At 44.6% G+C, this 24,103-nt stretch carries 18 protein-coding genes; 9 read left to right on the forward strand and 9 right to left on the reverse strand.

Features of this window, described 5'->3' with window-relative positions:
* Positions 1 to 241 precede the first annotated feature (241 nt).
* Positions 242 to 1,399 (reverse strand): alcohol dehydrogenase, encoded by a 1,158-nt coding sequence (gene yqhD, locus BMZ28_RS07635; protein WP_047781246.1) that lies wholly within the window; start codon positions 1,397 to 1,399, stop codon positions 242 to 244.
* Between the two features lie 351 nt (positions 1,400 to 1,750).
* Between yqhD and BMZ28_RS07640 the strand changes: the two genes are divergently transcribed.
* The 4 genes from BMZ28_RS07640 to BMZ28_RS07655 all read left to right on the forward strand — a co-directional run bounded on the left by BMZ28_RS07640 (position 1,751) and on the right by BMZ28_RS07655 (position 5,433).
* On the forward strand, positions 1,751 to 1,963 hold the full coding sequence (locus tag BMZ28_RS07640) for a YccJ family protein (protein ID WP_047781245.1): 213 nt from the start codon (positions 1,751 to 1,753) through the stop codon (positions 1,961 to 1,963).
* Positions 1,964 to 2,237: 274 nt separating this feature from the next.
* A complete protein-coding gene (locus BMZ28_RS07645) occupies positions 2,238 to 2,945 on the forward strand; it encodes a GntR family transcriptional regulator (protein ID WP_047781244.1) in 708 nt (235 codons plus the stop codon).
* 6 nt (positions 2,946 to 2,951) lie between these two features.
* A complete protein-coding gene (locus tag BMZ28_RS07650; protein ID WP_074822078.1) occupies positions 2,952 to 3,941 on the forward strand; it encodes a sugar phosphate isomerase/epimerase family protein in 990 nt (329 codons plus the stop codon).
* 232 nt (positions 3,942 to 4,173) lie between these two features.
* Positions 4,174 to 5,433, forward strand: coding sequence for an MFS transporter (locus BMZ28_RS07655; RefSeq protein ID WP_074822081.1), 1,260 nt, complete (start codon positions 4,174 to 4,176; stop codon positions 5,431 to 5,433).
* Between the two features lie 70 nt (positions 5,434 to 5,503).
* Here the strand turns inward: BMZ28_RS07655 and ade are convergent, their stop codons facing one another.
* From ade to BMZ28_RS07670, 3 genes are all read right to left on the reverse strand, one after another.
* Positions 5,504 to 7,237, reverse strand: a complete 1,734-nt coding sequence (ade, locus tag BMZ28_RS07660; protein ID WP_197723503.1) for an adenine deaminase — start codon at positions 7,235 to 7,237, stop codon at positions 5,504 to 5,506.
* A 141-nt stretch (positions 7,238 to 7,378) separates the two neighbouring features.
* On the reverse strand, positions 7,379 to 9,187 hold the full coding sequence (locus BMZ28_RS07665; RefSeq protein WP_047781241.1) for an adenine deaminase: 1,809 nt from the start codon (positions 9,185 to 9,187) through the stop codon (positions 7,379 to 7,381).
* A 17-nt stretch (positions 9,188 to 9,204) separates the two neighbouring features.
* Complete coding sequence (locus tag BMZ28_RS07670) at positions 9,205 to 10,527, reverse strand: NCS2 family permease (RefSeq protein WP_074822434.1); 1,323 nt, start codon at positions 10,525 to 10,527, stop codon at positions 9,205 to 9,207.
* A 447-nt stretch (positions 10,528 to 10,974) separates the two neighbouring features.
* Here BMZ28_RS07670 and BMZ28_RS07675 point away from each other — a divergent pair, with 447 nt between their 5' ends.
* A complete protein-coding gene (locus BMZ28_RS07675; RefSeq protein ID WP_047781240.1) occupies positions 10,975 to 11,802 on the forward strand; it encodes a VanW family protein in 828 nt (275 codons plus the stop codon).
* A 35-nt stretch (positions 11,803 to 11,837) separates the two neighbouring features.
* Here the strand turns inward: BMZ28_RS07675 and allS are convergent, their stop codons facing one another.
* Complete coding sequence (gene allS / locus BMZ28_RS07680) at positions 11,838 to 12,776, reverse strand: HTH-type transcriptional activator AllS (RefSeq protein WP_047781239.1); 939 nt, start codon at positions 12,774 to 12,776, stop codon at positions 11,838 to 11,840.
* Positions 12,777 to 13,250: 474 nt separating this feature from the next.
* Between allS and BMZ28_RS07685 the strand changes: the two genes are divergently transcribed.
* Positions 13,251 to 14,603, forward strand: a complete 1,353-nt coding sequence (locus BMZ28_RS07685; RefSeq protein ID WP_232036550.1) for an MFS transporter — start codon at positions 13,251 to 13,253, stop codon at positions 14,601 to 14,603.
* A 317-nt stretch (positions 14,604 to 14,920) separates the two neighbouring features.
* Here the strand turns inward: BMZ28_RS07685 and allE are convergent, their stop codons facing one another.
* From allE to allD, 4 genes are all read right to left on the reverse strand, one after another.
* Positions 14,921 to 15,706: a (S)-ureidoglycine aminohydrolase gene (gene allE, locus BMZ28_RS07690; protein WP_047781237.1), complete on the reverse strand. Its 786-nt coding sequence runs from the start codon at positions 15,704 to 15,706 to the stop codon at positions 14,921 to 14,923.
* 88 nt (positions 15,707 to 15,794) lie between these two features.
* Entirely contained in the window at positions 15,795 to 17,051 is a 1,257-nt protein-coding gene (locus BMZ28_RS07695; protein WP_047781236.1) for an MFS transporter, read from the reverse strand.
* A gap of 11 nt (positions 17,052 to 17,062) precedes the next feature.
* A complete protein-coding gene (allC, locus tag BMZ28_RS07700) occupies positions 17,063 to 18,295 on the reverse strand; it encodes an allantoate deiminase (RefSeq protein ID WP_047781235.1) in 1,233 nt (410 codons plus the stop codon).
* A 232-nt stretch (positions 18,296 to 18,527) separates the two neighbouring features.
* Entirely contained in the window at positions 18,528 to 19,577 is a 1,050-nt protein-coding gene (allD, locus tag BMZ28_RS07705) for an ureidoglycolate dehydrogenase (protein ID WP_047781234.1), read from the reverse strand.
* Positions 19,578 to 20,070: 493 nt separating this feature from the next.
* Here allD and BMZ28_RS07710 point away from each other — a divergent pair, with 493 nt between their 5' ends.
* The 3 genes from BMZ28_RS07710 (at position 20,071) to BMZ28_RS07720 (ending at position 23,955) form a co-directional block, all read left to right on the forward strand.
* Positions 20,071 to 21,738, forward strand: a complete 1,668-nt coding sequence (locus BMZ28_RS07710) for an acyl-CoA synthetase FdrA (RefSeq protein WP_074822084.1) — start codon at positions 20,071 to 20,073, stop codon at positions 21,736 to 21,738.
* A gap of 10 nt (positions 21,739 to 21,748) precedes the next feature.
* Positions 21,749 to 23,008, forward strand: coding sequence for a YlbE family protein (locus BMZ28_RS07715; protein ID WP_047781232.1), 1,260 nt, complete (start codon positions 21,749 to 21,751; stop codon positions 23,006 to 23,008).
* Between the two features lie 86 nt (positions 23,009 to 23,094).
* The gene (locus BMZ28_RS07720; protein ID WP_074822087.1) at positions 23,095 to 23,955 is read left to right on the forward strand and encodes an oxamate carbamoyltransferase subunit AllH family protein; all 861 of its coding nucleotides are present in this window, start codon (positions 23,095 to 23,097) and stop codon (positions 23,953 to 23,955) included.
* The last annotated feature ends 148 nt before the right edge of the window (positions 23,956 to 24,103 follow it).

Raw genomic sequence — 24,103 nt, forward strand, 5'->3', positions numbered from 1 at the left:
CCCGCGCCTTCGCCCCCGAATCCAGGTCGCCTACGGCGACTTCCCTCCACTATCAATAAGGCTTAACGTACCGGCATAGACCCGCTCCCGGCGGCGCTATGCCTCTCGCAGCATCCATGCTGCTCGTACTGCCTTATTGCCAGTGTCGGCTGAATTCCAGCGCTCAATAACAAAGGGCCGAAATAAAGTCATCCTGAGGCTACCGAGATGTTGGCCTTTTTTATTAAAGATCAACCCATCCTTAGCGTGCTGATTCGTAAATTTTCTGACTGTCCGCCAGCGTAATATCACGGTGCTCACCCAGTTTGGTCATTCCATGTTCTTCCAGTTTTTTGATCAGGTCTGGAATGGTGCTGCCGTCTAACTGGTAATCAGACAGGCGGGTTGGTGCGCCCATTTGCTGGAAGAATTGCTCGGTGGCTTTAATGGCGGCCTCAATACGCTGGTCTTCCGTACCGGTATCAATTCCCCAAATGCGATCGGCATATTGCAGGAGTTTTTGCCATTTTTGCGCTTTTCTGGCGCGCATCACCGCAGGCAGAATAATGGCCAGCGTTTGTGCGTGGTCTAAACCGTGCATGGCGGTGAGCTCATGGCCTAACATATGGGTGGTCCAGTCTTGAGGTACACCGGCACCGATTAAACCGTTAAGTGCCATGGTGGCACACCACATAATATTGGCGCGTACCGCATAGTTTTCCGGCTCTTTTAACGCTTTTGGGCCTTCCTCGATCAGCGTTAACAGTAAACCTTCAGAAAAACGGTCCTGTACTTTGGCATCTACCGGGTAAGTTAAATACTGCTCCATGGTGTGAATAAAGGCATCGATAACGCCGTTAGCCACTTGACGCGGAGGTAAGGTATAAGTGGTTACCGGATCGAGAATAGCGAACTTTGGTAACACCAGTGGGGAGCCGAAGGCTTGCTTATCGCCGGTTTCTCGACGGCTGATTACCGCACCCATATTCATTTCTGACCCGGTAGCCGGTAAGGTTAAGACTGAACCGATGGGCAGAGCTTGAGTGATTTTTTTACCACCGCTGGTGACGATATCCCAAGTGTCACCGGCATAATCTGCCGCTGCGGCAATAAATTTGGTACCGTCTAATACTGAGCCACCGCCAACGGCCAGCAGAAAATCGATTTTGTTATTATGAACCACCTCCACGGCCTGCATTAGGGTTTCATACGTAGGGTTAGGCTCAATTCCGCCAAATTCAAACAGGGTATAGCCCTTTAGCGCCTGATGAACCTGATCTAAAACACCATTACGTTTTATGCTGCCGCCACCGTAGGTAATCAGCACTCGTGCATCGGCGGGAATGACGCTTGGCAGTTGGGCAATTTGCCCCTGACCAAACAGGACTTGTGTTGCGAGATGAAGGCTAAAGTTATTCATAGCAATAGATCCTGAGGATAAAATTTCGGATAGGAGAGCATCGTTAAAACCGGTGCGTTAACGAAGCGTTTTATAAACGGTTCTCAAACAGATTGAGTTTCCAATTTACGCCTTTAACTCTGGATAGTCGATGATAAAAGGAAGGGGGGAGTCAGCTTGGCCTGGATGGCTGCTAAATTGCGGATTTCAATCATTGATACGGTTTTTAGCAATAAAAAGAATGAAAGTTAGACGGGAGGGAAAAGTGGTTTTTTGAGATATTTAAATAATATTTACGTGCAAAATTACCTGTCACGGCGATACTCTAATAAAGGAGTTATCACAGCTTCATAAAACCATTTGGAGATAACAATGCATAAGTTAAGAATAAAAGAATGGGCCAGAATTCGTGAAACATCGGTAGAGATTGCCGAAGCCATTTTTCAACTGGCGGATAATGATGAAGTGAAGGCTCAGCAAATCTGGGACGAAGGTTGCGATGAAGTTCTGCCCATTGCATTTAGTAAAACGGACGCCGATATCCTTTATTGGGGTGAAGAGTCGATTGAGCGTAAGAACGTCTAGTGATGTTGCATCGCAGCTAAATAGATTGTGTTATCACTCTAATGGCTACTGGCTGTATTGGTAGCCATTAATACCACAGACCTGCCAATAATTAATTTACTCACACATGTTCATCTTCATGAAAATATATTTGCCATAGTCTGAGCCTTTCCTCAAAGGTTCTGCGAGCAATATCACAAATATCCTCTCAATTATAACGAACTCATTGCTTCTTTTTAGCGATAAGAACTACCATTTATCATCTGGTTTAAACCAAAAGGGATAACCCAATCTTATGGATAACGTATCAACGGTAGAAGTAGCTAAAGAAAAACTGGATCGATGGCTACAGAATGGCACGATTATCGCTGGAGCAAAGCTCCCCTCGGAAAGAGAGTTGGAAGAGTTATTAGGGGTTAAAAGAATGACTCTGCGTCAGGCTTTACTTAACCTTGAGTCGGAATCCAAAATCTTTCGTAAGGATAGAAAAGGTTGGTTCGTTGCCCTACCTCGCTTTATCTATAACCCGAAATCCTCTGCAAGTTTCAAACTTGCTGCCTTAGAACAAGGAAGAGAGCCATCTTGGGATTTTATTGAAAAAAGCTTGGTGTCTAGCTATCCCGCGGTAGTTGAATCTCTGCTTGAGGAAGGAGATTCTGGTGAGCTTTATCGAATCACCGGATGGGGGGCGTTAGATAACCATAAAGTGTTTTATCACGAAACCTTTATCAATCCCCGTATCGCTCAGGGATTTATTGATAAATTAGGTCATGACTCTTTTTCTCATTTATGGGAGGAGGAATATAAAAAGAAAATAGTGACTCAACGATTGGCTTTTAGACCCATTAGAATGTCTGGTGATGTGTGCAAAATAATAGGTGGCTCCGTTGGCACGCCAGCAATTTTAGTGGAGAAATATCGAGCCGATAGCAATAAAAATATTATTCAGATAGATATTGAATACTGGCGTTTCGAGTCAGTAGACTTTCTTATTAACCTCTAGGGGAAAATTATGACTAGGGATGAAGCCAATAAAATTATCCAGCGTGTAGATAATTTACCGCTCTATTTGCATGCCTATGCTTATCATTTAAATATGCGCGTAGAGAATATTTTACCTGCTGATTTATTGGATATTGCTTATGAACAGAAATTAACCGGAGTAAAAATTCACGTTTTAGACGGTGAAACCCGTGCTTTAGGTCAATTAGACGACGCTGAACTCGCATTATTCCGTTTAAAGGCAGAGAAATTAAAGTTAGATATTCATATTGAAACCAGCTCATCAGAACAAAAATATATCGATCAAGCGGTCAGGATTGCAGAACAGGTCAAAGCCTCTTCAGTCAGGTTTTACCCAAGATATGAAGGGCCTTTACAAGAGGTTATTGCCAAGATTGATGCCGATATTCAATATATTAAAAACAACTATTCTCAATCGGGATTAACGTTCACCATCGAGCAACATGAAGATTTAAAAGGCATTGAATTGGTTGATATCGTTAAGCGTAGCGATATGGCATCCCTGTCTATTCTGTTTGATTTCGCCAATATGATTAATGCCAATGAAGAGCCGCTGGATGCGCTTGATGACATGAAAGACTGGGTCACTCAGGTACATATTAAAGATGCATTAATTATTCCTGAAGGGAATGGGAAAGGGCATAAAGCCTGTGCTTCTGGGGCGGGTGATATGCCATTTAAGCAGCTGTTAACTAAGTTAATATGTCTGGGTGATGAGCAACCACAGGTGATTGCTTATGGTCTGGAAGAAGAGGTGGATTACTATGCGCCAGCTTTTCGCTTTACAGGGGAAGATGATAATCCTTGGATCCCTTGGCGCGAAATGAGTGAAACGCCGTTGCCAACGGAAAAACTGACGCAACGACTGGCTCAGGAACGTGAGGATGCATTGAAACAGATCGATTTTGTACGCAGTACATTACAAGAAATAAAGCGTGATGCGCTATTAACCCTTGAACAAGAGAATCAGATTTAATTAAGTGATCTATGTCATCATTTATTAAAAAATAGCTATCTTGACAATATCAGTGAGTGTTTTTATGTAATTAATTTTTATCACCCATCATTAGGTTTATGGTTATTTTAAATAATTAATATATTGGCCTGTTAATCATGGCTAAGGGGCATCTTTATTTTAAAACTTAAACCATGAAATGTATTTTTATATCCGAACTGTTTTAAGTGCTCTAAAAATAAAGGGTTAAACTATGTTAACTAAAAAGAAGTGGGCAATATTTAGTTTGTTAACACTCTGCGGCGGTACTATTTATAAGCTGCCTTCGTTAAAAGATGCTTTCTATATTCCAATGCAGGAGTATTTTCATTTAACGAATGGACAGATTGGTAATGCCATGTCCGTTAACTCCATCGTGACCACCATAGGATTTTTCCTGTCTATCTACTTTGCAGATAAACTGCCAAGAAAATACACGATGTCATTCTCGTTGATCGCCACGGGTCTCCTTGGTATTTACCTATCGACCATGCCAGGCTATTGGGGCATCCTTTTTGTGTGGGCGCTATTTGGCGTAACCTGCGATATGTTGAACTGGCCGGTACTGTTAAAGTCGATTAGTTTGTTAGGTGATAGTAACCAACAAGGGCGGTTGTTTGGCTTCTTTGAGACCGGGCGAGGCGTTGTTGATACGGTGGTTGCTTTCTCCGCGCTTGGATTATTCGCCTATTACGGCAGTGGGTTATTAGGTTTTAAAGCGGGAATTTGGTTTTATTCCGGTATAGCGATTCTGGTCGGGATTTTTATTCCTTTAGTGCTGGATGATAAGAGTGATAATCAAAAAGAATCAACGGATAAACCCGCTCAAAAGAATAATAATCGTATTTCTGCGGTATTAAAAAATAAGACGGTATGGATGATTGCGTTTAACGTATTTTTTGTTTACGCCGTTTATTGTGGTTTAACGTTCTTTATTCCATTCTTGAAAAACATCTATGCTCTGCCAATCGCCTTAGTTGGAGCGTATGGCATCATCAACCAATACTGCTTAAAAATGATTGGTGGACCGATTGGTGGAATCATTTCCGATAAGATTTTGAAGTCCCCGAGTAAGTTCCTTTGTTACTCTTTTATTATTAGTGTTGTGGTCTTAATTCTGTTGATTGTTTTACCTCATGAGCAGATGCCGGTTTATTTAGGTATGGTTTGTACGCTGGGCTTTGGCGCCATTGTGTTTACTCAACGAGCGGTATTTTTTGCGCCAATTGGGGAAGCTAAAATAGGTGAGGAATATACGGGATCGGCCATGGCATTGGGCAGCTTTATTGGTTATGCGCCGGCAATGTTCTGCTTCAGCTTGTATGGGCATATTCTGGATTCTAATCCAGGTATTCTGGGCTATAAAATTGTGTTTGGAATTATGGCTGCTTTTGCATTCTGTGGGGTGCTGGTGTCTGTTGCGTTAGTGAAGAATATTTATAAAAACAGAGAGGCGACGCCAGTAGCATCATAAAGAGGAATAAACCGTCATAGCAAAGCGTTCTGCTATGACGGTTTGATTTTATATCACCGGAGTAACGTACTTAAACGCAAACCTCAACCGGCTGGAATTTCACCACATCAAAGAGTCCGGTGGAAGTCAGTTTCAGCGTTGGGATTACCGGCAATGTCATAAATACCAACGTCATTAGCGGCTGAATATTTTCATTGATATGGAATTCAGCGTGAGCCAACTTCAGCATATGTTCGATTTGTTCAGCCACTTCCTGAGCACTCTTATCTGACATTAAACCACCAACCGGCAATGGCAGATGGGCCAGAATTTTGCCTTCACGGCATAGGGTAAAGCCACCGCCCATCGCTTCAACATCTTTAACCGCAGTCAGCATATCCGCATCATTATCGCCCACGACCACAATATTGTGGGAGTCGTGTGCAACGGAAATCGCAATTGCGCCACCTTGTAAACCATAGTTAGCTAGTACGCCAAGACCCATATTGCCGGTAGCGTGATGGCGTTCTATAACGGCAAGCTTATTCAGACCAGGATTCAGCTGTGAAGTAAATAACCCTTGAGCGTCAGGGACGACGGGTAGCTCCAGATTTTGAGTAACGACGCTGCGTGGTTTCACACCAATGGCGCGTACTGTATTACTGGTTAGAGGCAGCTTAAAGTTATCCTCGGTTAGCGGTGCCAGACGCACGGTATTCCGCACGCTATCGGGAATAATGTTAGGGAGTTCAACCAGCATCTTACCGTCACGAGCAATCTCTTTGCCCGCAGTGAACACGTGTTTAGCGTTAAATTCTTCCAGATTATCAACAATCAGAATGTCAGCATCATAGCCCGGACCTAAAGCGCCTTTATGACGTAAACGGAAGCATTCCGCGGCGTTCAGGGTTGCCATGCTAATGGCCATTAATGGATCCAAACCGGCTTCAACCGCCAGACGCAGGCTCTTATTAATGTGGCCGGTAGACAGAATATCGGATGGCTCACGGTCATCGGTACACATGACACAGCGGCGGGAGTTGGCCGGGGTAATTTCTGGGATCAGATTAAGCAGGTCTTTACAGGTAGACCCTTCGCGCAGCAGGATATACATACCTAAACGCAGACGTTCCAGCATCTCTTCACGGCGGCTACATTCGTGATCGGTCATTACGCCACTCATCACATAGGCGGTGAGATCTTTACCTTTCATACCCGGACTATGGCCGTCAATCACCCGGTCATGACGGCGCGCCATCATGATTTTATTCATCATAGAAGGGGCGTGATTGATAACGCTCGGGTAGTCCATGACTTCGCCAAGGCCTAACACACCGTCATAATCGATAAGCTGTTCGAGGTCTTCTGCTTCCAGTATGGCTCCAGCCTGTTCAAACGGCGTGGCCGGAACGCAGGATGGCAGCATAACGCGAACGTTGAGCGGCAGATCGCGGGAAGAGTCCAACATATAACGAATGCCGTCCAGGCCGCAGACGTTAGCAATTTCGTGCGGGTCAGCAATAACGGTGGTAGTGCCGTGTGGCAGAATGCAACGGGCAAACTGCGGTGGAGTTAACGATGAGGATTCGATATGTACGTGTCCGTCAATCAAGCCTGGCATCACATAGCCACCTTTGGCATCCAGAATCTGTTTCGCCTGATAATCACCGCAACCAATAACCTTACCGCAACCGATAGCCAATGGGCCGTCCATCAAAGTTTGGTCAAATACGTTAACTACTTTACAGTTTATAATCAGCAGATCGGCTGGAATACGTCCGGCAGCCATATCAATCAATGTTGCCAACTGGGCTTTATCGCTCACTCTACACCTCGGATAATAACAATTTTATCCCCTTAACTTGTAAGGTTTTAAGGGGCTATAGAAATACCAAGCGGCACGAATAATGTGCCGCTGTTGTTGTTCAGTTTACTTGTGTAATAACCAATTCAAATCGAATCATCGCTATTCCGGCTTATGCAGTTTTCCGTGGCTGCAACCGCAGCGTAAAACCGGGTCAAAGGTTTTTTGCTGATGGAAGTCAATCACGCCTAAATCGGTAATCGCATAGTCAGGTATGGCAGTAATCTGTAAACAGCACATATAGAACAGCGGATCCGGTAGATCGCAGCCCAGCTCTCTGGCAAGTTGCAGTAGTTTCTCTTCTTCTGCCGCCATCAGTTCAGGCTCAAGGTCAGACACAATACCGCAGATTGGTAATGGTAAGAAACCAAGAATTTGTCCATCACGTACGATAACCTGTCCACCGCCATTCTCTGCCAGATGGTTAATGGCCATTGCCATATCTTCAGAGTTGGTGCCGATACAGATCACGTTGTTATCATCTGGGGCACAGGAACTGGCCATCGCACCGGCTTTCAGTTTCCAACCGGAGCAGAAACCAACGGCAGGTTTGGTGGTGGTTTTACCAAAGCGTTCAACGACTGTTGCATACAGTACGTCGTTAGCTATGTCAGGCATCACTACGCCATTAACTACGTCCAGCTCTACGTTACGGCCTTTACGGACAAACGGTACGTTAAAGTCAACGTCCAGCGATAGGGCGTGAACGCGCGTTGCATCCAGCGTGGTGCGAACTTTCATATCATCGGCTGATACCGGGTTTAGCTTCATGCTTTGCAGCAGCGTGGCGCTACGTACCGGCGGTTGCAGATCGTAAGCCATTTTACCTGCTTCTACGGTTAGCTTACCTTTGGCAATCACCGTATCTATTTCAAATTTGCACAGGTCTTCTACCAATAAAATATCGGCAAAGCGTCCCGGGGAGATTGAACCCACTAAATGATCGATACGATAAGCTTCAGCCGAGTTGATAGAACCCATCTGAATCGCAGTCATTGGATCAACGCCGCAGGAGATAGCCATGCGGATTAACTTGTCCATATGACCATTAGCCATAATATCGGAGGCAATAACGTCATCAGTACAGAAGCTGACGCGACGAGAAATACGTGGATTCAAATGGGTAACAATCTTCAGGTTTTCACGCATAAAGTGTGAAATGGAAGATTCACGAATCAGCACATACATCCCTTTACGGACTTTTTCCATCATCTCTTGATGATCATAGCTTTCGTGGTCAAGGCGTAGACCGGCACACAGCACGGAGTTCAGCTTTTTACCGCGGGTCATAGGGGCACAGCCGAATACCGGTAAGCGGTTCTCGCGCGCCAGCTCAATGGCTTTCATCACGTCGTCGTGCTGATTTTCAACAAACTCGGAAACCGTTTCCCATACGCCGAACACTTCAGGCCACTTCTGCACTTCACGGTGGGTTTCTGCGGTGACGTTAAAGCCGACGTTACTTTGCGGCAGTGTATAAGGAGTAATAAACGGTAGACCCCAGAATACTTTTAGTGGGCCCATATCGATTTCATCCAGCACTTCGCGGATGCCTTCCAGACCTGCGGTAACCACGTACTGATCCAGACCGGAAATAATACTGGTGGTACCATGAGGAACCACGGCCTTCGCGAAGCTGGTCATCGATAACTTGCTGCACTCAATATGCAGGTGACCATCGATTAGGCCAGGAACCAAATATTTTCCTTTGGCGTCAATGCGCTGAGTATTAGGGCCAATATATTCCGAAACATCACCGGTGGCGACGATCTGAGAACGATAAATAGCAACGTCAGCCTGATAGATTTCTGCTGAGTTTACGTTAACCAATTGGCCATTACAGATAACGAGATCTGCCGGAAACTTCGCCGCGCCGGCATCAATCATTTCACGCAAGTCTTCTTGTAACATCCCTAACACTCCAGTTTTTATAAAAAGATATAACGTCCGAGGAACAAAATAGTCATTACTGCGGTACAGGCGGAGATTTCACGCCAGCGCCCGGTGCCCAATTTCATAAATGAATACACCACGAAACCAGCGGCAATACCTTCAGTAATGGTGAAGCTAAATGGCATCATCACCGTAGCAACAAAAGCGGGAACGGCTTCGGTTAAATCATGCCAATCAATACGGGTTAAATCAGAAATCATCAGTACGCCGATATAGATCAGTGCACCGGCGGTCGCGTAGCCGGGTACCATTTCTGCCAGCGGAGAGAAGAAGATAGCCAGTAGAAATAACAGGCCAACGCCCACCGCCATCAGACCGGTACGACCACCAACGACCACGCCGGAAGTACTCTCGATATAGGCGGTAACCGCGGAGGTGCCCATATAAGCGCCTCCGACGGAGCTGATGCTGTCAATACACAAAGATTTCTGCTGGTTGGGGTAGCGGCCTTTCTCATCGGCGAGTCCGGCTCTATCGGTAACGGCAATTAACGTACCGGATGATTCAAACAGGTTAATCAGCATCACTGAAATAATGATACCGGCCAGCGTCATATTAAACGCACCGCTCAAATCAAGCTGACCAACGACCGGAGAGATATCCGGTGGGGTACTGAGAATACCGTTGTATTGAACGTCGCCCAATAACCAACCAATAAACGTCACTACGGCAAAGGAGATCAGCACCGCAGCATGTAGACCGCGATAGGCTAGAACAGCAATCAGTAAAAAGCCCAAACTACCCAACGCAAAAGGAATGGATTTAACATTACCGATAGTCACCATGGTGTCAGGGTTAGCAACCACAATTCCGGCGTTGTGCAGGCCAATCAGGGCAATTAATAGACCGCAACCGCTGCTGATACCAATGCGCAATGAAAGAGGGATATTGGAGACCATCCAGTAGCGTACGCGGAAAATGGACAGCAGAAAGAAACCTACCGCACCAAGAAAAACGATGGTCATGCCGGTTTGCCAAGCCAGTCCCATACCGGCAACCAATACGTAGGCAAAATAAGCATTGATTCCCATACCGGGCGCAACGGCGATTGGTAAATTGGCGATAACGCCCATCAGAATACAGCCGACGGCGGTGATAAGCGCCGTGGTGACGAATACGGCTTTCATATCCATACCAGCAGCGCCAAGAATCTGGGGATTAACGAAAATGACATACACCATGGTGATAAAGGTGGTGAAACTGGCAATCAGCTCGGTTTTCACCGTGGTACCGTGCTCTTCAAGCTTAAAAATTCGCTGTAGTAGCGAACGTTTAGCAATGGATGCAGTATCAGCAATATCAGTCACTTCGTTTCTCCATAGACTGAAACATCATTGAGTGCTAATCCTTTGAAATTTCATAAAGTTCAAAAACCAAAAAGCCGCTACACAAAGTGTAGCGGCACAACCGTATCGGTAAGGAATTTTATAAATTAGGATCTAGCGCTTAAAGCGGTCTGGACACAGACCGTCATTTTGTTGCGCCTATCATAGCAACCGATTGCCTAAGATTGCAAACGTTTGCTTATAATTTTTGAGATCTTGATGCTATTTCACTCATATCGATGTTTATTGGCAAGTAACATGATGAAATTCAAAGCATTGGGTGATTTTTCTTCATCGTGTGGGGATAGATAAGCGACATCTAATGGATTCATCGATATTCTGATGGTTTATCAACTTCATATAAAACACATATTCTCTGGTTAGGCTGCTCTTATTGTATAAGCTAATGGATTAACCATCATGAGCAGGCCGCTTTCTTCATATCATCCGATTCTTTATTGGTTGCGCGTTAGGCAAAAGCGTCTATTTCGTCAACTGGGTTGGACATTTTCGCCGCGTCGCTATGCCAGTTTGAAAACGCCAGAGCAGCGACTCGACTATCGCTTTATTAAGCATACTTCTAAGCTGATCCGTCAATTAGGGAGCAGTGATATTGCTCTGCAGCATAACAAAGTGATTAACTTAAGATTAGCGACGGCGTCGACCAGCGGCATTATTATTCGTCCCGGTGAGTACTTTTCTTTTTGCCGATTAGTTGGCAAACCTACGGCGAAACGAGGATTTGTTGAGGGAATGGAGCTTTCCCATGGCGAGGCCCGTAGTGGCGTCGGCGGCGGTATTTGTCAATTAAGTAACCTGATTCACTGGATGGCCATTCATTCACCTTTGACGGTGGTTGAGCGGGCAAATCATAGTTTTGATCCTTTTCCCGATGAAGGGCGGATTCTGCCGTTTGGCTCTGGTGCAGCGATTTTTTACAACTATATCGATCTGGTTTTACACAATCCTACACAGGATACTTTCCAGCTTATCTTTAAGGTGGCCGATCATCAGTTAGAAGGGGAGCTGTTGTGTGACCGACCTCGTGAGGTGAAATATCACGTGTATCAGAAAGCGCACCGATTTGTGCTTATGGGGGGACATGTATATCGTCAGAATGAGATTTGGCGCGATATCTCAACGAAAGGGCAGGAGCCGATAGTGTTGCAGTCAGAATGCCTTTATCGCAATAACGTAGTGGTAAAATATGATGTTGATACGCAAGAGCTACAGCAGGTCGTTGAGTAGGCGAATATTGTTCTCTCGCTCAACGACCTTACTAATTAAGCATGACGTTTAGTTGCACCTGGTGTCACATTTTGTAGAAAACCGTGGATAATAGGGTTATCCGATTTAAATAATGAAACGATATGATGAACAATCTGACCGTCTTTTTCATTGTTCCATGCCAGCGAGAGCTGAGAAGGATGGCGACTGTTCTGAATTGTTTTGGTGATGAGTTGCCCGGAGTTTAAATAAGGCTGACAGAGTTTACGCGGTAGAAAGCCGACGCCGAGGCCGTTAAGGTGGCACTTTAGTTTACTTCCCAGGTCAGGCACTTTTATCTCTTTTTGACCGGGTAACAGCCATGCAATACGTTTAGTCAGGTTTTTGGACGTATCTTCAATATTGATCGCTGGGTATCCACGTAGCATCTCTTCGGTCAGGACTTCCGGCCCTTTGGCTAATGGATGAATAGGGGCAACAACAAATACCCATTCTACGCCGCCCAGCGGTAGAATTTGAATATTATTGGACAGCGATTCGCTGCCGGTTGCCCCGATGGCCATTTGACAGTCGCCATACAGTAAGTTATCCCATACTCCCATATAGATTTGGCAGGAAACTTGAAATTGGGTGAAAGGGAATTTCTGATGTAGGTAGCTGAGTAGGCCAGCACAAGTATCTTCATCGTAGAGTAGATTGTTCACGACAATATTAACCTGACGCTCAATACCATCGGTGATCTGACGAAGTTCATTAGGCACGCTATCCAGCCAAGATAGCCACATTCTGCACTGTTCTAACAAATGAACGCCAGCGGGTGTTAGTGACACGCTACGGGTGGTGCGTAAAAAAAGCTGGGTACCGACATCATCCTCTAGCGTTTTTATCCGATAGCTGATTGCTGCTGGGGTTTTGTGCAATAACTCCGCCGCTTTAGAAAAACTGCTACATTCGGCAACTTTGATGAATGAGCGGATAGTATCGTGATCTAGCATAGTAAGCCTTTATGTTCCGTAACTGAATAATGACTAATTTGATGTGGCCATTCTCTTAATACCATGAATTTTCGCCTTATTCGCCTAACGAGTGTATTTGTTATGAGGTCAGTTTCAAAGTAGATTATTGAGATAAATTTTTTATATTAGTGATTTAACAAGGTAAATCTTAAAATATGTGATCTGATACTTTTTACTGATGTATTTACATTTTTTCATAACCATATGATTAGCATGGTTATTAAGTGGTACTTATTTATTCAATTAGTTATGTTGTCATGGCTAAAGTGTAAAATAAATGACTGGCTGTTAAGTCATAATAATTGTAAAATTTCTTTAATCAATAATTAATCGTATGGCAATATTTTTTAACTAATCCAGTTTATTATAAAAACTGTGTAATATCGCCGGTATTTCTTAATTCGTTTTAATTAAACTTCTCCTGCTGAACAGTTATAGCAAGGAGCTATGAAAGTGGAAACAAAAAACGCTGTGAAAACAGGATCTTTTTCATTAGATAGTGAAACAGAAAAAGATCGTATTTATTCCAAAATCGCTTGGCGAGTGATGCCAATATTGCTAATTAGCTATATTGTTGGCTATCTGGACCGGGTAGGGATCTCCTTTGCAAAATTCCAGATGATGCCGGATTTGCTTGGCGGTAATATCGCTATGGCTGAGTCGGTTTATGGGCTTGGCGCTGGCGTTTTCTTTATCGGTTATATTATTGCTGGTGTACCCAGTAATATTTTACTTAGCCGTTATGGCGCCAGAAGAATCATTGCCTTTCTGATGGTGGTGTGGGGAACGATTTCCATGCTAACCATGTTTATAACCACCCCTTTACAGTTTTATATTGCCCGTTTTTTACTGGGTATTGCCGAGGCCGGTTTTTATCCCGGTGTGATTCTCTATTTAACTTATTGGTTCCCCTCTAGCCGAAGAGCCAAAATGACCGCGTTGTTTGTGTGCGGTATTCCGGTAAGCAATATTATCGGTGGCCCATTATGTGGATGGATCATTGAGAACTTTGACGGTCTATTTAATTTATCCGGTTGGAAATGGTTATTTTTTGTTAGTGGCCCAAGAGCCGTAATTGTTGCTTTGATTATTTTTCTCTTTTTGGATAATACCTACAGCAAAGCAAAATGGTTAAGCCCAAGAGAAAAGTCATTAATTGATGATGATATGCAGAAAGCCAAAGTGTCATCAGATAACCAAAAAGCCCCGGTAAAGGAATGGACCACCCAAGAGATGCTGAAATCCTGGAATTTTAGCAAGATGTGTCTGATCTGTTTTTGTACCGTGATGGGGCAAGGTGGGCTGGCGTTTTGGGTGCCGACTATTATTAAGGATACCGGTGTGAATTCGGTATTTGAAATTGGTGTGATGACGATGTTCCCTTATATGTTAGCGGTGGTGGCGATGCTTTGGGCGGCACGTAGCTCGGATAAGCACCGTGAACGGCGCTGGCATATGATTGTACCGTTTTTGATTGCTGCGGTTGCGCTGGTTTGTATCGGTTTATTCCATGAAAATAAGCTGGTTGTGATGATTACGCTGTCAATTGCGGTCGCGGCAAGTCTGGTGCCTTCTCCGTTATTCTGGAGCCTGCCCAACGCTATTTTCACCGGTGGCTGTGCCGCGGCGGGAATCGCCTTGATTAACTCATTTGCCAATATTGGCGGATTTATTTCACCCTATATTATTGGGTATTTTAAAGAAATAACCGGTACCAATCTGGCGGCCATGAGTGTTTTGGCGGTAATGATGATTTGTGGCGCAATATTAACTTATAGCGTATCGCCTAAGCTGGTCAATAAGTAACAGATTACAGGTATTAGCCTTGTTGATTGGTTAACCATTTTTACTCAGCGTGTCATAGTTCAATAACCCATCATTTCGGTAAAAGCCGGGGTGATGGGTTTTTGCTATTTGGTTTAAGGGGTAGTGCCCATCTAGCATTTTTTTCCATCTAACACGTCATTCCGGTGGTCACCAGGATGACGGGATTCATCAGTTATGATGACATACAGGAGTGAAATACCTGCGCATTGGGTATAACGTTTATCGCATATTACTGTCAGTTAGCCATAAAAATGGCCGCACAATGGCGGCCATTTGGCAATTAACGGAATAAACGATTACAGTTCGGCATCCCGGTTACAGTCTTTAGAATAGATATAGCTAAATGGCTGATCGCCAACTGCATAGCCTGCCTGAAGGCAGTACGCCGCCATAAAGATGTAGTCGCCTTTTTTCACCGGCATCCAGTCATTATCCAGATTGTACATACCCGCACCGGTCAGAATGTAAGCACCGTGTTCCTGAATATGGGTTTCAATATAGCCGTGGCTGGCGCCTGGTTCAAAGCTCAGGATATGCATATTCATATCAAAGCCCAGATCCTTAGGCAGCAGGTCTTTCAGAATAACGTTGCTCATGCCTTCATACTGGATGTTTTCCAGATTATTAACGTTATCAGAAACCACGATTGGTTCATGACCGGCCAGCGGTGAATATTTTCTCTTGTACAGGAACAGTTGGCTGTTTTTACCACCGTTCTCATTTTTCAGATACATCAGCTTGCCCGGTGGGCAATACAGATAACCGCCAGTGCTCAGATTGAAGGCTTGATCGCCCGCTGAGGCTTTGACATTTCCGTCGATAACATAAACGAAAGTTTCAACGCCGGCTTCGCCATAGCCCGCTTCATTACGGCCGTTTGGCTGCATGGTGACGATATAGTCTACGAAAGAGGCACCCAGTTTAGGGGAGGATAAAATGGTAACGTCGCACTCTTCAAATCCGGGAACGATATTTTTGACTAAACCGTCAGTCGGAATTAACGCATAATTTTCACGTTTAATAACGGCACGGGACGCTAATAAATCCTTTGGATAACCCGTATTGTTATTGAAATAACCCATGACTTACTCCTATCTATCGAACTCTTTTTACTCGATTTAATAAAGAACAAACCGTCTTTATTGCGTTATGACATGTTTATACTTAGCGCTATTTATTTTTCTTCATGTTAGCCATAAAGAAGATAGCGGTACCGACAACTAAAATAATGGCGGAGATATAGAAGCCCATGACTTTTGAACCCATTTGGTCAGAGATAACGCCGGTCAGGAATGGAGCAATCACCGATGAACTCATACCAAAGAAGTTAAATACGCCAAATGAGGTGCCATAGCCGGTTTTAGGGGCGTTATCTGCTACATAAGAGATCAGAATAGGTTCAACCGCCAATTTACCCAGCAATCCGTACAGCACCAGACCGATAAGCAGGATGGTTGAGTTCGGTGCGATAACGGTTAAGATCAGCATCACTGCGGCACACAGTTCCAGAAAGATAATCAGACCAATCTTTCTGTCGCGGAATTTATCAGACATGCGGCTAAAGAACAGGGCGCCAGGGATCGCGGAGAAAGCAACCAGTGCTGAGGAGAAGCCAATGGCAACACCTTCAAAACCGCGCTCTTGTTGCAAGAAGGATGGTAACCAAGTCACGACCATGTAATAGCCATAACAAGTGGCAAAGTAAATCACATAGGCTGCAATCATTTTGCCGGTAAACAGGTTTTTCTTGCCGCCTGCGACAGGAACTGGAACGTCTTCTACCGGGGCTGCTGCTGCCTGAGTGACCGGTTTAGGCGCTGTTTGTGGTGTTTTTATTACAATAGCGAAAACCAAGACCATGATCAGCAGAATGGCGGCAATCATATACAGCATCAGCTGCCAGTCCATTTGCAGACTTTTCACAAAGAAGCTGGACGCAATCAGACCGATACCCATACCAATCGCGGAACCGCTGTTGATAATGGCGGTCGATAAACCACGACGCTCGGCAGGAATATTCTCGGAGGAGAGAGAATAGGCTGAGCCGTAATAGGAACCACAACCGATACCCGCTAACAGGCTACCCAGATAGATCATCGATAGGCTGGTGGCATTACCGATAACCAAGGCTGCAATGGTAAACAGCAGGAAACCGGGAATTAATACGACTTTCTTGCCGAACTTATCCACCAAAATACCGGCTGGAATTTGCATCCCGGTATAGGCGAAGAAATAGAAACTGGCAATCAGCCCCATTTCAGCGTCGGAATGTTGACCGATAGTTCCCTGTATTTCAGGGAAAATAGGGGTTAATACCGTACGGTAAATCCAGATGGCGACCCAACCAAGGCAAAGGATGATAATAATCTTTTGCCAATACTCCATACCACCGGTTTTACTATTTTTAGCTACGCTATCCGCTTGCATAATATAAACCTCTAGTCCTGATAAGCTAATTGATACAGAGCTTGAGTTAAGGCTTTAACCCCTTCCACTAAGTCTTCTGTTTTGGTTTTTTCTGCCGGGTTGTGGCTGATACCTTTAATACTTGGGATAAACAGCATGGCAGTAGGTACACGCGGTGCAAAAATCTGCGCATCATGACCAGCACCACTATGCATAACGCGGTAGTTGAGCTGTTCTTTATCGCAGATATTTTTCAACGTATCGACTAACTGAGGATCCATCGGAACCGGGGCTTCATCCATCCAGCGGTCGATTTCGATTTCCATCCCCATCTCTTTAGCGATGGCGCGCATATCATGTTCAATTTCTTCCGTGAAGGTTTTCAGATAGGCTTGGTCGGTATGACGACAGTCCATCGTAAACATCACTTCGCCAGGAACCACGTTAACGGTGTTGGGTTTAGGTACCACTTTACCGAAGGTTAATACCAGTGGATCGCCAGCGGCTTCGGCTTTAGCGATAGATTCGGTACAAATGCGACTAAAACCGTATACCGCATCTTTGCGATAGCGCATTGGCGTGGTGCCCGCATGGTTAGCTTGACCCTTCAGCGTAATGTTATAGCGACGCTGTCCAACAATGCTGTTAACCACACCAATGGTGTTGCCTTCATTCTCCAACACGCTGCCTTGTTCGATATGCAACTCGACAAACGCTTTAATATCTTTGCGTGCGGCGGTCTCATCCTGTTTAAAGTTAAAGCCCAGGCCGCGCATGGCATCGGTAAAGGAAACGCCGGCACCGTCTTTGATATTTTGTACATCTTCTTTTTTAGCCAAGCCAAACAGGTTTTTACTTCCCCAGAATACATAAGGGAAACGGCTACCTTCTTCTTCAGCCAGAGAAATAACTTCCAGAGTACGCAGTGGGGTACCGTACTTTTCTTTTAAATATTGTATTGCCAGGTAGGCCGCAATAATGCCGAAATGACCGTCGAGATTACCGCCGTTTACTACGCTGTCGACATGTGAACCAGACATAATGACTTGTTCAGGATATTGACTACCGGTTAAACGACCGGAGAGATTACCCACTTCATCAAATGAAACGTCTAATCCAATATCTTCAAATTTGCTTTTTAATGCCTGCTGAGCATCAAACCACTCTTTTGTGTAGAGTAAGCGCGTAATTCCACCACTAGGGACTGCGCCAAACTGGCTCAGCCAGTTCACATTATTCTCTACGTCCTGAATAATATTTTTCATGGTACCTTCGCCTTTATTGCTTAATTGGGTATCCAAATGAGTTTGTCTCAATTGGCATTACATTTAGGACACGTTATAAAATATGAATAACAAACTGCCTATTGGGTAAATAACTACCATCCAAGGAATTGATTAACTAATTGAACAAGTCACAACATACTAATTATTTTTCTCACCTGAATATAACAGGTGAGAAAAATTAATGATTAATTTATTTATTATTAATGATGAATTAATGTGCAAACGGATTCTTATGATCATAAGAATTGTTATACAGCGCATCTGAAATCAGGTAATCATATATTTCATCAACGATTTCAATGCCATTTTTATTGCTTTCATCTTCATAAATATCGCAGTTTTGTCCAGGATAAAGTACTTGCTTAACGCCTGGCGCAGGTCTAACTGCATTCAAGTCTGCCATGGTTTGCATAATATTTTTCTTGAAGGTTTCTGCATCGGTAAAGAATGAAGGATTAATCACGATATGCAACTGACCCAGATCGCGACCCTGAGTCAGGTCGTTATACATTGAGCTAACGCGGTTACCGAACGGTAGACCAAGCAGAATGCCAGACAGCACATCCACCATCATCATTAGACCATAGCCTTTTGGCCCGGAGAGGGGAACCAGCGCTTCAACTTCAAAAGGATCGGTCGTCGCTTCACCGTTGCTGTCTACTGCCCAAGTATCAGGGATGCTTTCATTACGTGAACGGGCATCAAGAATTTTACCCCAAGCCTGAACTGTTGTAGCCATATCAAACGTCATAATTTTGCCGTTTTCACCTGGTGCAGCGAACGCGATCGGATTGGTGCCGTAATAAACACCGGTACCGCCGAAAGGAACCGCCATCGGATCTGACTGACACAAGGAAATACCGACAACGCCTTTCTCTGCTGCCTGTTGCACAAAATAAGAGAGTGCGCCACTGTGACCAATTTGTCTGACGCCAACCACGGCAACGCCGTTTTTCTGAGCTAGTGCGATAGCTTCATCCATTGCCAGTTTGGCAGCAACATGGCCAACACCGTTATCACCGTGAAAAATACCTGAACAGGGACCAGTTTGTTCAAAATTGAACTGAGGATGGGTATTGGTACCACCTTTAGATATTCGCTCTGAATAATATTCTACTCGGACGGCGCCGTGTGAGTGAATTCCTCTGGCATCGGCATGAACCAGTACATCTGAAACTATAGAGGCATGTTCATCAGACAAACCTGCTTTAGCCAGTTTTTGTTGAATAAGTTGGTGTAATTTTTGACGTGTAACTTTCATTGGGCTTTCCTTATTAACATCCCGGAGTAAGCATTTATTTTGTATCGTACTATTCTATCTATTTCTATTTTGCGTAATACCATACCTGACTAAATAGGAAATTATGTGATCTAATTATCCTTTATTAGATAGTTAGATGTTTTTTTAAAATAAGCTACAGATACAAAAAAAATTTAATAAAGAACGAAAAGAACAAAATCAATATTAACATATTTGAAAATTTTTAAAATATAGCCGCCTCAATGGATTAAAATTTATGATAATAGGCTTAGTGTGACTTACCTCAACTTACGCCCCCAGTTTTATTTGTACTGTGTCCACAGCGTTAATCGTGTGATTTATACGAATTTTATGACAGCAAGTAATTACTTCTTATGATTGTTAAAATCATCTGAATAATTAACCAACTTAAAATTATTATTTGCAGTTTTTATTAATTTGTCTATTTCACTCAGGCAATGTATTCATGGTTAGGCTTCTTAAGGTGAATAAAATGATACATGCGTTTGTAAAAAAAGGGAGCTTTCAGGACTCGGTGAGCTTAATGATTATCTCCCGAAAACTGAGCGAGTCTCCTGAGGTCGATGAAGTATCGGTCATGATGGGAACCCCGGCAAATAAATCATTATTGGAAACGACGGGTTTCTGGCACGACATGTTCCTTGATGCAACACCTAATGATATCTGTGTTGCTATCCGTACTGATAATACCGATCCCGCTATTATTGATTTCATTAGCAGTGAACTAGAGGCATCGCTGGAAGCCCTGGCTCAGGGGCAGCGCGGTGGAAAAAAACTACTTAAGGTTAGGCGTTGGGACAGCGCACTGAAAAAGCTGCCTAAGGCCAATTTATTGCTGATCTCCATCGCTGGCGAATATGCCGCCGATCTGGCTGAGCAAGCCATTGATAGCGATAAGAACGTGATGATCTTCTCCGACAATATGTCGCTGGAAGATGAAGTTCGCTTAAAGAGCAAAGCCAGCAGCAAAGGCCTGATTATGATGGGGCCAGACTGCGGTACCTCCATTATTTCTGGTGCACCTCTGGCATTCTCCAACGTATTACCTCAAGGCAATATTGGCGTGATTGGTGCATCCGGTACTGGTATTCAGGAACTGGTTTCACAGGTTGCTCTCGCAGGGCAGGGGATTACCCACGCCATTGGTTTGGGCGGTCGTGATTTATCCGTTGAAGTGGGCGGCGTTAGCGCACTCACGGCGCTGGATATGCTGGCCAATGATACCAATAGTAAAGTGATTGCGTTTGTTTCTAAGCCTCCGGCTGAAGCTGTTCGCCAGAAAGTCCTTGATGCGATGAAGGCGATTAATAAGCCAATCGTGGCGTTGTTCCTTGGTGCTTCTCATGAAAAAGCACGCGAAGGTAACGTTTATCTGGCCAATACCCTGAATCAGGCTGCTGAACTGGCGGTAACGCTGGCTAAAGTCGAAGAGATGGCAGAACAAAGCAGTAAAGTGCCAGGCAAGAAGATTATGGGTCTGTACACCGGCGGTACGCTGGCGGCTGAATCGGCGATGTTATTGGCTGACCAACTGGGTTTACAGACGGATAGCGAACACGCCAAAGGTGTGATGCTGAACGCTGGCGGTCACAAAGTTATCGATTTAGGTGATGACTTCTACACCGTAGGTCGTCCACACCCAATGATTGACCCTGCGGTCCGTCAACAGGAAATTATCAAGCTGGCGGATTCAGCTGATATCGGCATCTTGATGATTGACGTGGTGCTGGGATATGGCTCGCTGCTGGATCCTGCGGGTGCCGTAGTTGAAGCCGTGAAAAAGATGCACGCTAAACGCGGAGCTAATCAACCGATTGCCGTGATTGCCACCGTAACCGGTACAGAACAAGATCCACAGTGCCGTTCGGCGCAGGTGCAAATTCTACGTGATGGTGGCATCGTGGTATGTGAAACCTTACCACAGGCCGTATTACTGGCTAGCACCTTGATCGACACTATTCCTGCTGCTAAAGCGATTTCTCCGGCACCGTTACTCGAAGGTGTGAATGTGATTAATGCTGGTCTGAGAAGCTTTGCTGAAGATCTCCAGAGTAGCGATATTCCCGTCGTGCATTACCAATGGGCACCTGTTGCCGGCGGCAATGAAAAATTAGCTAATTTATTAAAAAAATTACAGTAAGGGCATTGATATGTATAAGTCTATTGCAGAAGCCAATACCGCAGTTATCGAACGTATTAAAGAGGCTCGTCCTCGCTGGATTGATGTTAAATCGGCTAAACAGGTTGTTCCTGTATTACAGAGCGGTCACAAACTGCTTCACGCCGGTCCACCGGTAGAGTGGAAATATATGAGTGGCCCAGTACGTGGCGCTTGTATCGGTGCTTGTCTGTTTGAAGGTTGGGCTAAGGATGAGAATGAAGCCTTAGCTATGCTGGACGGCGGCAAAATTGAATTTATCCCTTGCCATCACGTTGATGCCGTTGGTCCGATGGGGGGAATTACCTCCGCCAATATGCCAATGATCGTGGTTTATAACGCGGTGCACGGTAACTATGCCTACTGTAACCTGAACGAAGGTATCGGTAAGGTAATGCGCTTCGGTGCTTACGGTCCGGACGTGCAACAGCGTTTAGCCTGGATGCGTGATGTATTGGCACCTGTGCTGAGTGAAACTCTGCAAATGTTTGAAGACGGTATCGACCTGACTGCGATGATGGCTCAGGGAATTACCATGGGGGATGAATTCCACCAACGTAACATTGCGACCTCTGCACTGTTAATGCGTGCTTTAGCACCGAAGATTTCTCAGCTGAACCGCGGCAAAGAAGAGATTACTGATGTAATGCAATTTTTAAGCATCACTGACCAATTCTTCCTTAACCTGGCAATGGCTTACTGTAAAGCCGCTATGGATGCGGGTGCACAAATTAAAGCAGGTAGTATTGTTACCGCAATGACCCGTAATGGTCAGAACTTTGGTATCCGCGTGAGTGGCTTAGGTGACCGCTGGTTTACTGCACCGGTGAATACGCCACAAGGCCTGTTCTTTACCGGATTCAGTCAAGATGATGCTAACCCAGATATCGGTGACAGTGCGATCACTGAGACCTTTGGTGTTGGTGGTGCAGCAATGCTGGCCGCACCGGGCGTAACACGCTTCGTAGGCGCAGGTGGTATTGATGCGGCAACGGAAGTTACCGAGGAAATGAGCGAAATTTATCTGGAAAACAACATGTTACTGCAAATCCCAACTTGGGATTTCCAAGGCGCATGTATTGGGCTGGATATCCGTCGCGTCGTTGAAACGGGCATTACTCCATTGATCAATACCGGTATTGCTCATAAAGAACCGGGAATTGGACAAATTGGTGCTGGAACAGTTCGTCCGCCACTGGCTTGTTTTGAAAAAGCTCTCGAGGCTCTGGCTCAGGAAATGGGCGTAGAGTAATCGAAGGTTTGATGGGGCTGGGTATTGCTGAATTTAGCGGTACCCAGCCCGCTGTGACTTAACCAGACGAATTTACAGAGGATGTTATGCAGCAAAATCGTATTCGGTTTAGTCCGTTAGCTACCAGTCAACACATTAGCTTGATTGATGGCGAGGTGAAGTGCCACAGCATTTATTCAAAAGCGATTAATCTGGTGTTGGCCAATGGGCAATTATTAACCTTGCAGCACGGTGTGCAAGCGATGAGTCCATTTGGCATGGTGCTACAGCAGGATGATTTTTGTTATCTGGCCGATAGCTTATTGATTGATCAGGTTGGGACTATTCAGCAGCAGCAAATTATTTTGGACGATATGCAGATAGATTGTGCTGAACGACGCTTGAGCCTAAAGGCAGAGTTAACTGGCACTATCAACGGTCAAAATCTGCAACAGGCGATGATTCAACATAATGGTTGCTGTGGCTTATATGGTGACTTAGCTGGGTTGGTCAGTTCACGATTAAATGATGAGTTATTAGCACTTCAACAAGGCTTTGTTCGTTGGTTATCCGGTGAATCTGTTAGTTGGCAATCTTTCGTAGGTAAAGGGCCGGGATTAACTCCCAGCATGGATGACACCTTAGTGGGTATGTTGCTGACGGCATACAGCGATCGGCGTTTAAGTCATCGGTTAAAGCAGCTAAGCTTTTTCAGTCAGGAAGAGCATCAACGGTTGGAACTGTTAACCACGATTGTCAGCGTGAATTATTTGTCTTATGCCGCACGGGGAATATTTGCTACGCCATCATTACGTTTATCCAGAGCGATGGTTGGGAATAGCCAGCATAAAATGATGATGTCAGTAAGTCAGTTATTAACATCTGGTCATCATTCGGGAGCGGATACGCTATTAGGCGTTTGGCTTGGTTATTTAGCCATCAATGATTATTTTTCTCAGGCTGCTTAATATCAATGAATAAATAAAGTCATTAAATAGAGACATTATTTAAAAATATATTTAATGAATTTTTAAATGCTGTTTTTTCATTAATTTTATAAACCAATCAATAGGGCTGATGTTTAGCCCTGAGTACGCTTTTTATATTATAGAGGTG

Source organism: Pragia fontium DSM 5563 = ATCC 49100 (assembly GCF_900112475.1).
In the GTDB taxonomy this organism is placed as follows: Bacteria; Pseudomonadota; Gammaproteobacteria; order Enterobacterales; family Enterobacteriaceae; genus Pragia; species Pragia fontium.

Bases quoted from the DNA above. Each gene is read 5' to 3' on its own strand.
- BMZ28_RS07655 (WP_074822081.1), top strand. From the start codon at position 4,174: ATGTTAACTAAAAAGAAGTGGGCAATATTTAGTTTGTTAACACTCTGC.
- allD (WP_047781234.1), bottom strand. From the start codon at position 19,577: ATGAAAGTTACACGTCAAAAATTACACCAACTTATTCAACAAAAACTG.
- BMZ28_RS07695 (WP_047781236.1), bottom strand. From the start codon at position 17,051: ATGCAAGCGGATAGCGTAGCTAAAAATAGTAAAACCGGTGGTATGGAG.
- BMZ28_RS07640 (WP_047781245.1), top strand. From the start codon at position 1,751: ATGCATAAGTTAAGAATAAAAGAATGGGCCAGAATTCGTGAAACATCG.
- allS (WP_047781239.1), bottom strand. From the start codon at position 12,776: ATGCTAGATCACGATACTATCCGCTCATTCATCAAAGTTGCCGAATGT.
- BMZ28_RS07665 (WP_047781241.1), bottom strand. From the start codon at position 9,187: ATGTTACAAGAAGACTTGCGTGAAATGATTGATGCCGGCGCGGCGAAG.
- BMZ28_RS07675 (WP_047781240.1), top strand. From the start codon at position 10,975: ATGAGCAGGCCGCTTTCTTCATATCATCCGATTCTTTATTGGTTGCGC.
- allC (WP_047781235.1), bottom strand. From the start codon at position 18,295: ATGAAAAATATTATTCAGGACGTAGAGAATAATGTGAACTGGCTGAGC.
- BMZ28_RS07720 (WP_074822087.1), top strand. From the start codon at position 23,095: ATGCAGCAAAATCGTATTCGGTTTAGTCCGTTAGCTACCAGTCAACAC.
- BMZ28_RS07710 (WP_074822084.1), top strand. From the start codon at position 20,071: ATGATACATGCGTTTGTAAAAAAAGGGAGCTTTCAGGACTCGGTGAGC.
- BMZ28_RS07715 (WP_047781232.1), top strand. From the start codon at position 21,749: ATGTATAAGTCTATTGCAGAAGCCAATACCGCAGTTATCGAACGTATT.
- yqhD (WP_047781246.1), bottom strand. From the start codon at position 1,399: ATGAATAACTTTAGCCTTCATCTCGCAACACAAGTCCTGTTTGGTCAG.
- allE (WP_047781237.1), bottom strand. From the start codon at position 15,706: ATGGGTTATTTCAATAACAATACGGGTTATCCAAAGGATTTATTAGCG.
- BMZ28_RS07645 (WP_047781244.1), top strand. From the start codon at position 2,238: ATGGATAACGTATCAACGGTAGAAGTAGCTAAAGAAAAACTGGATCGA.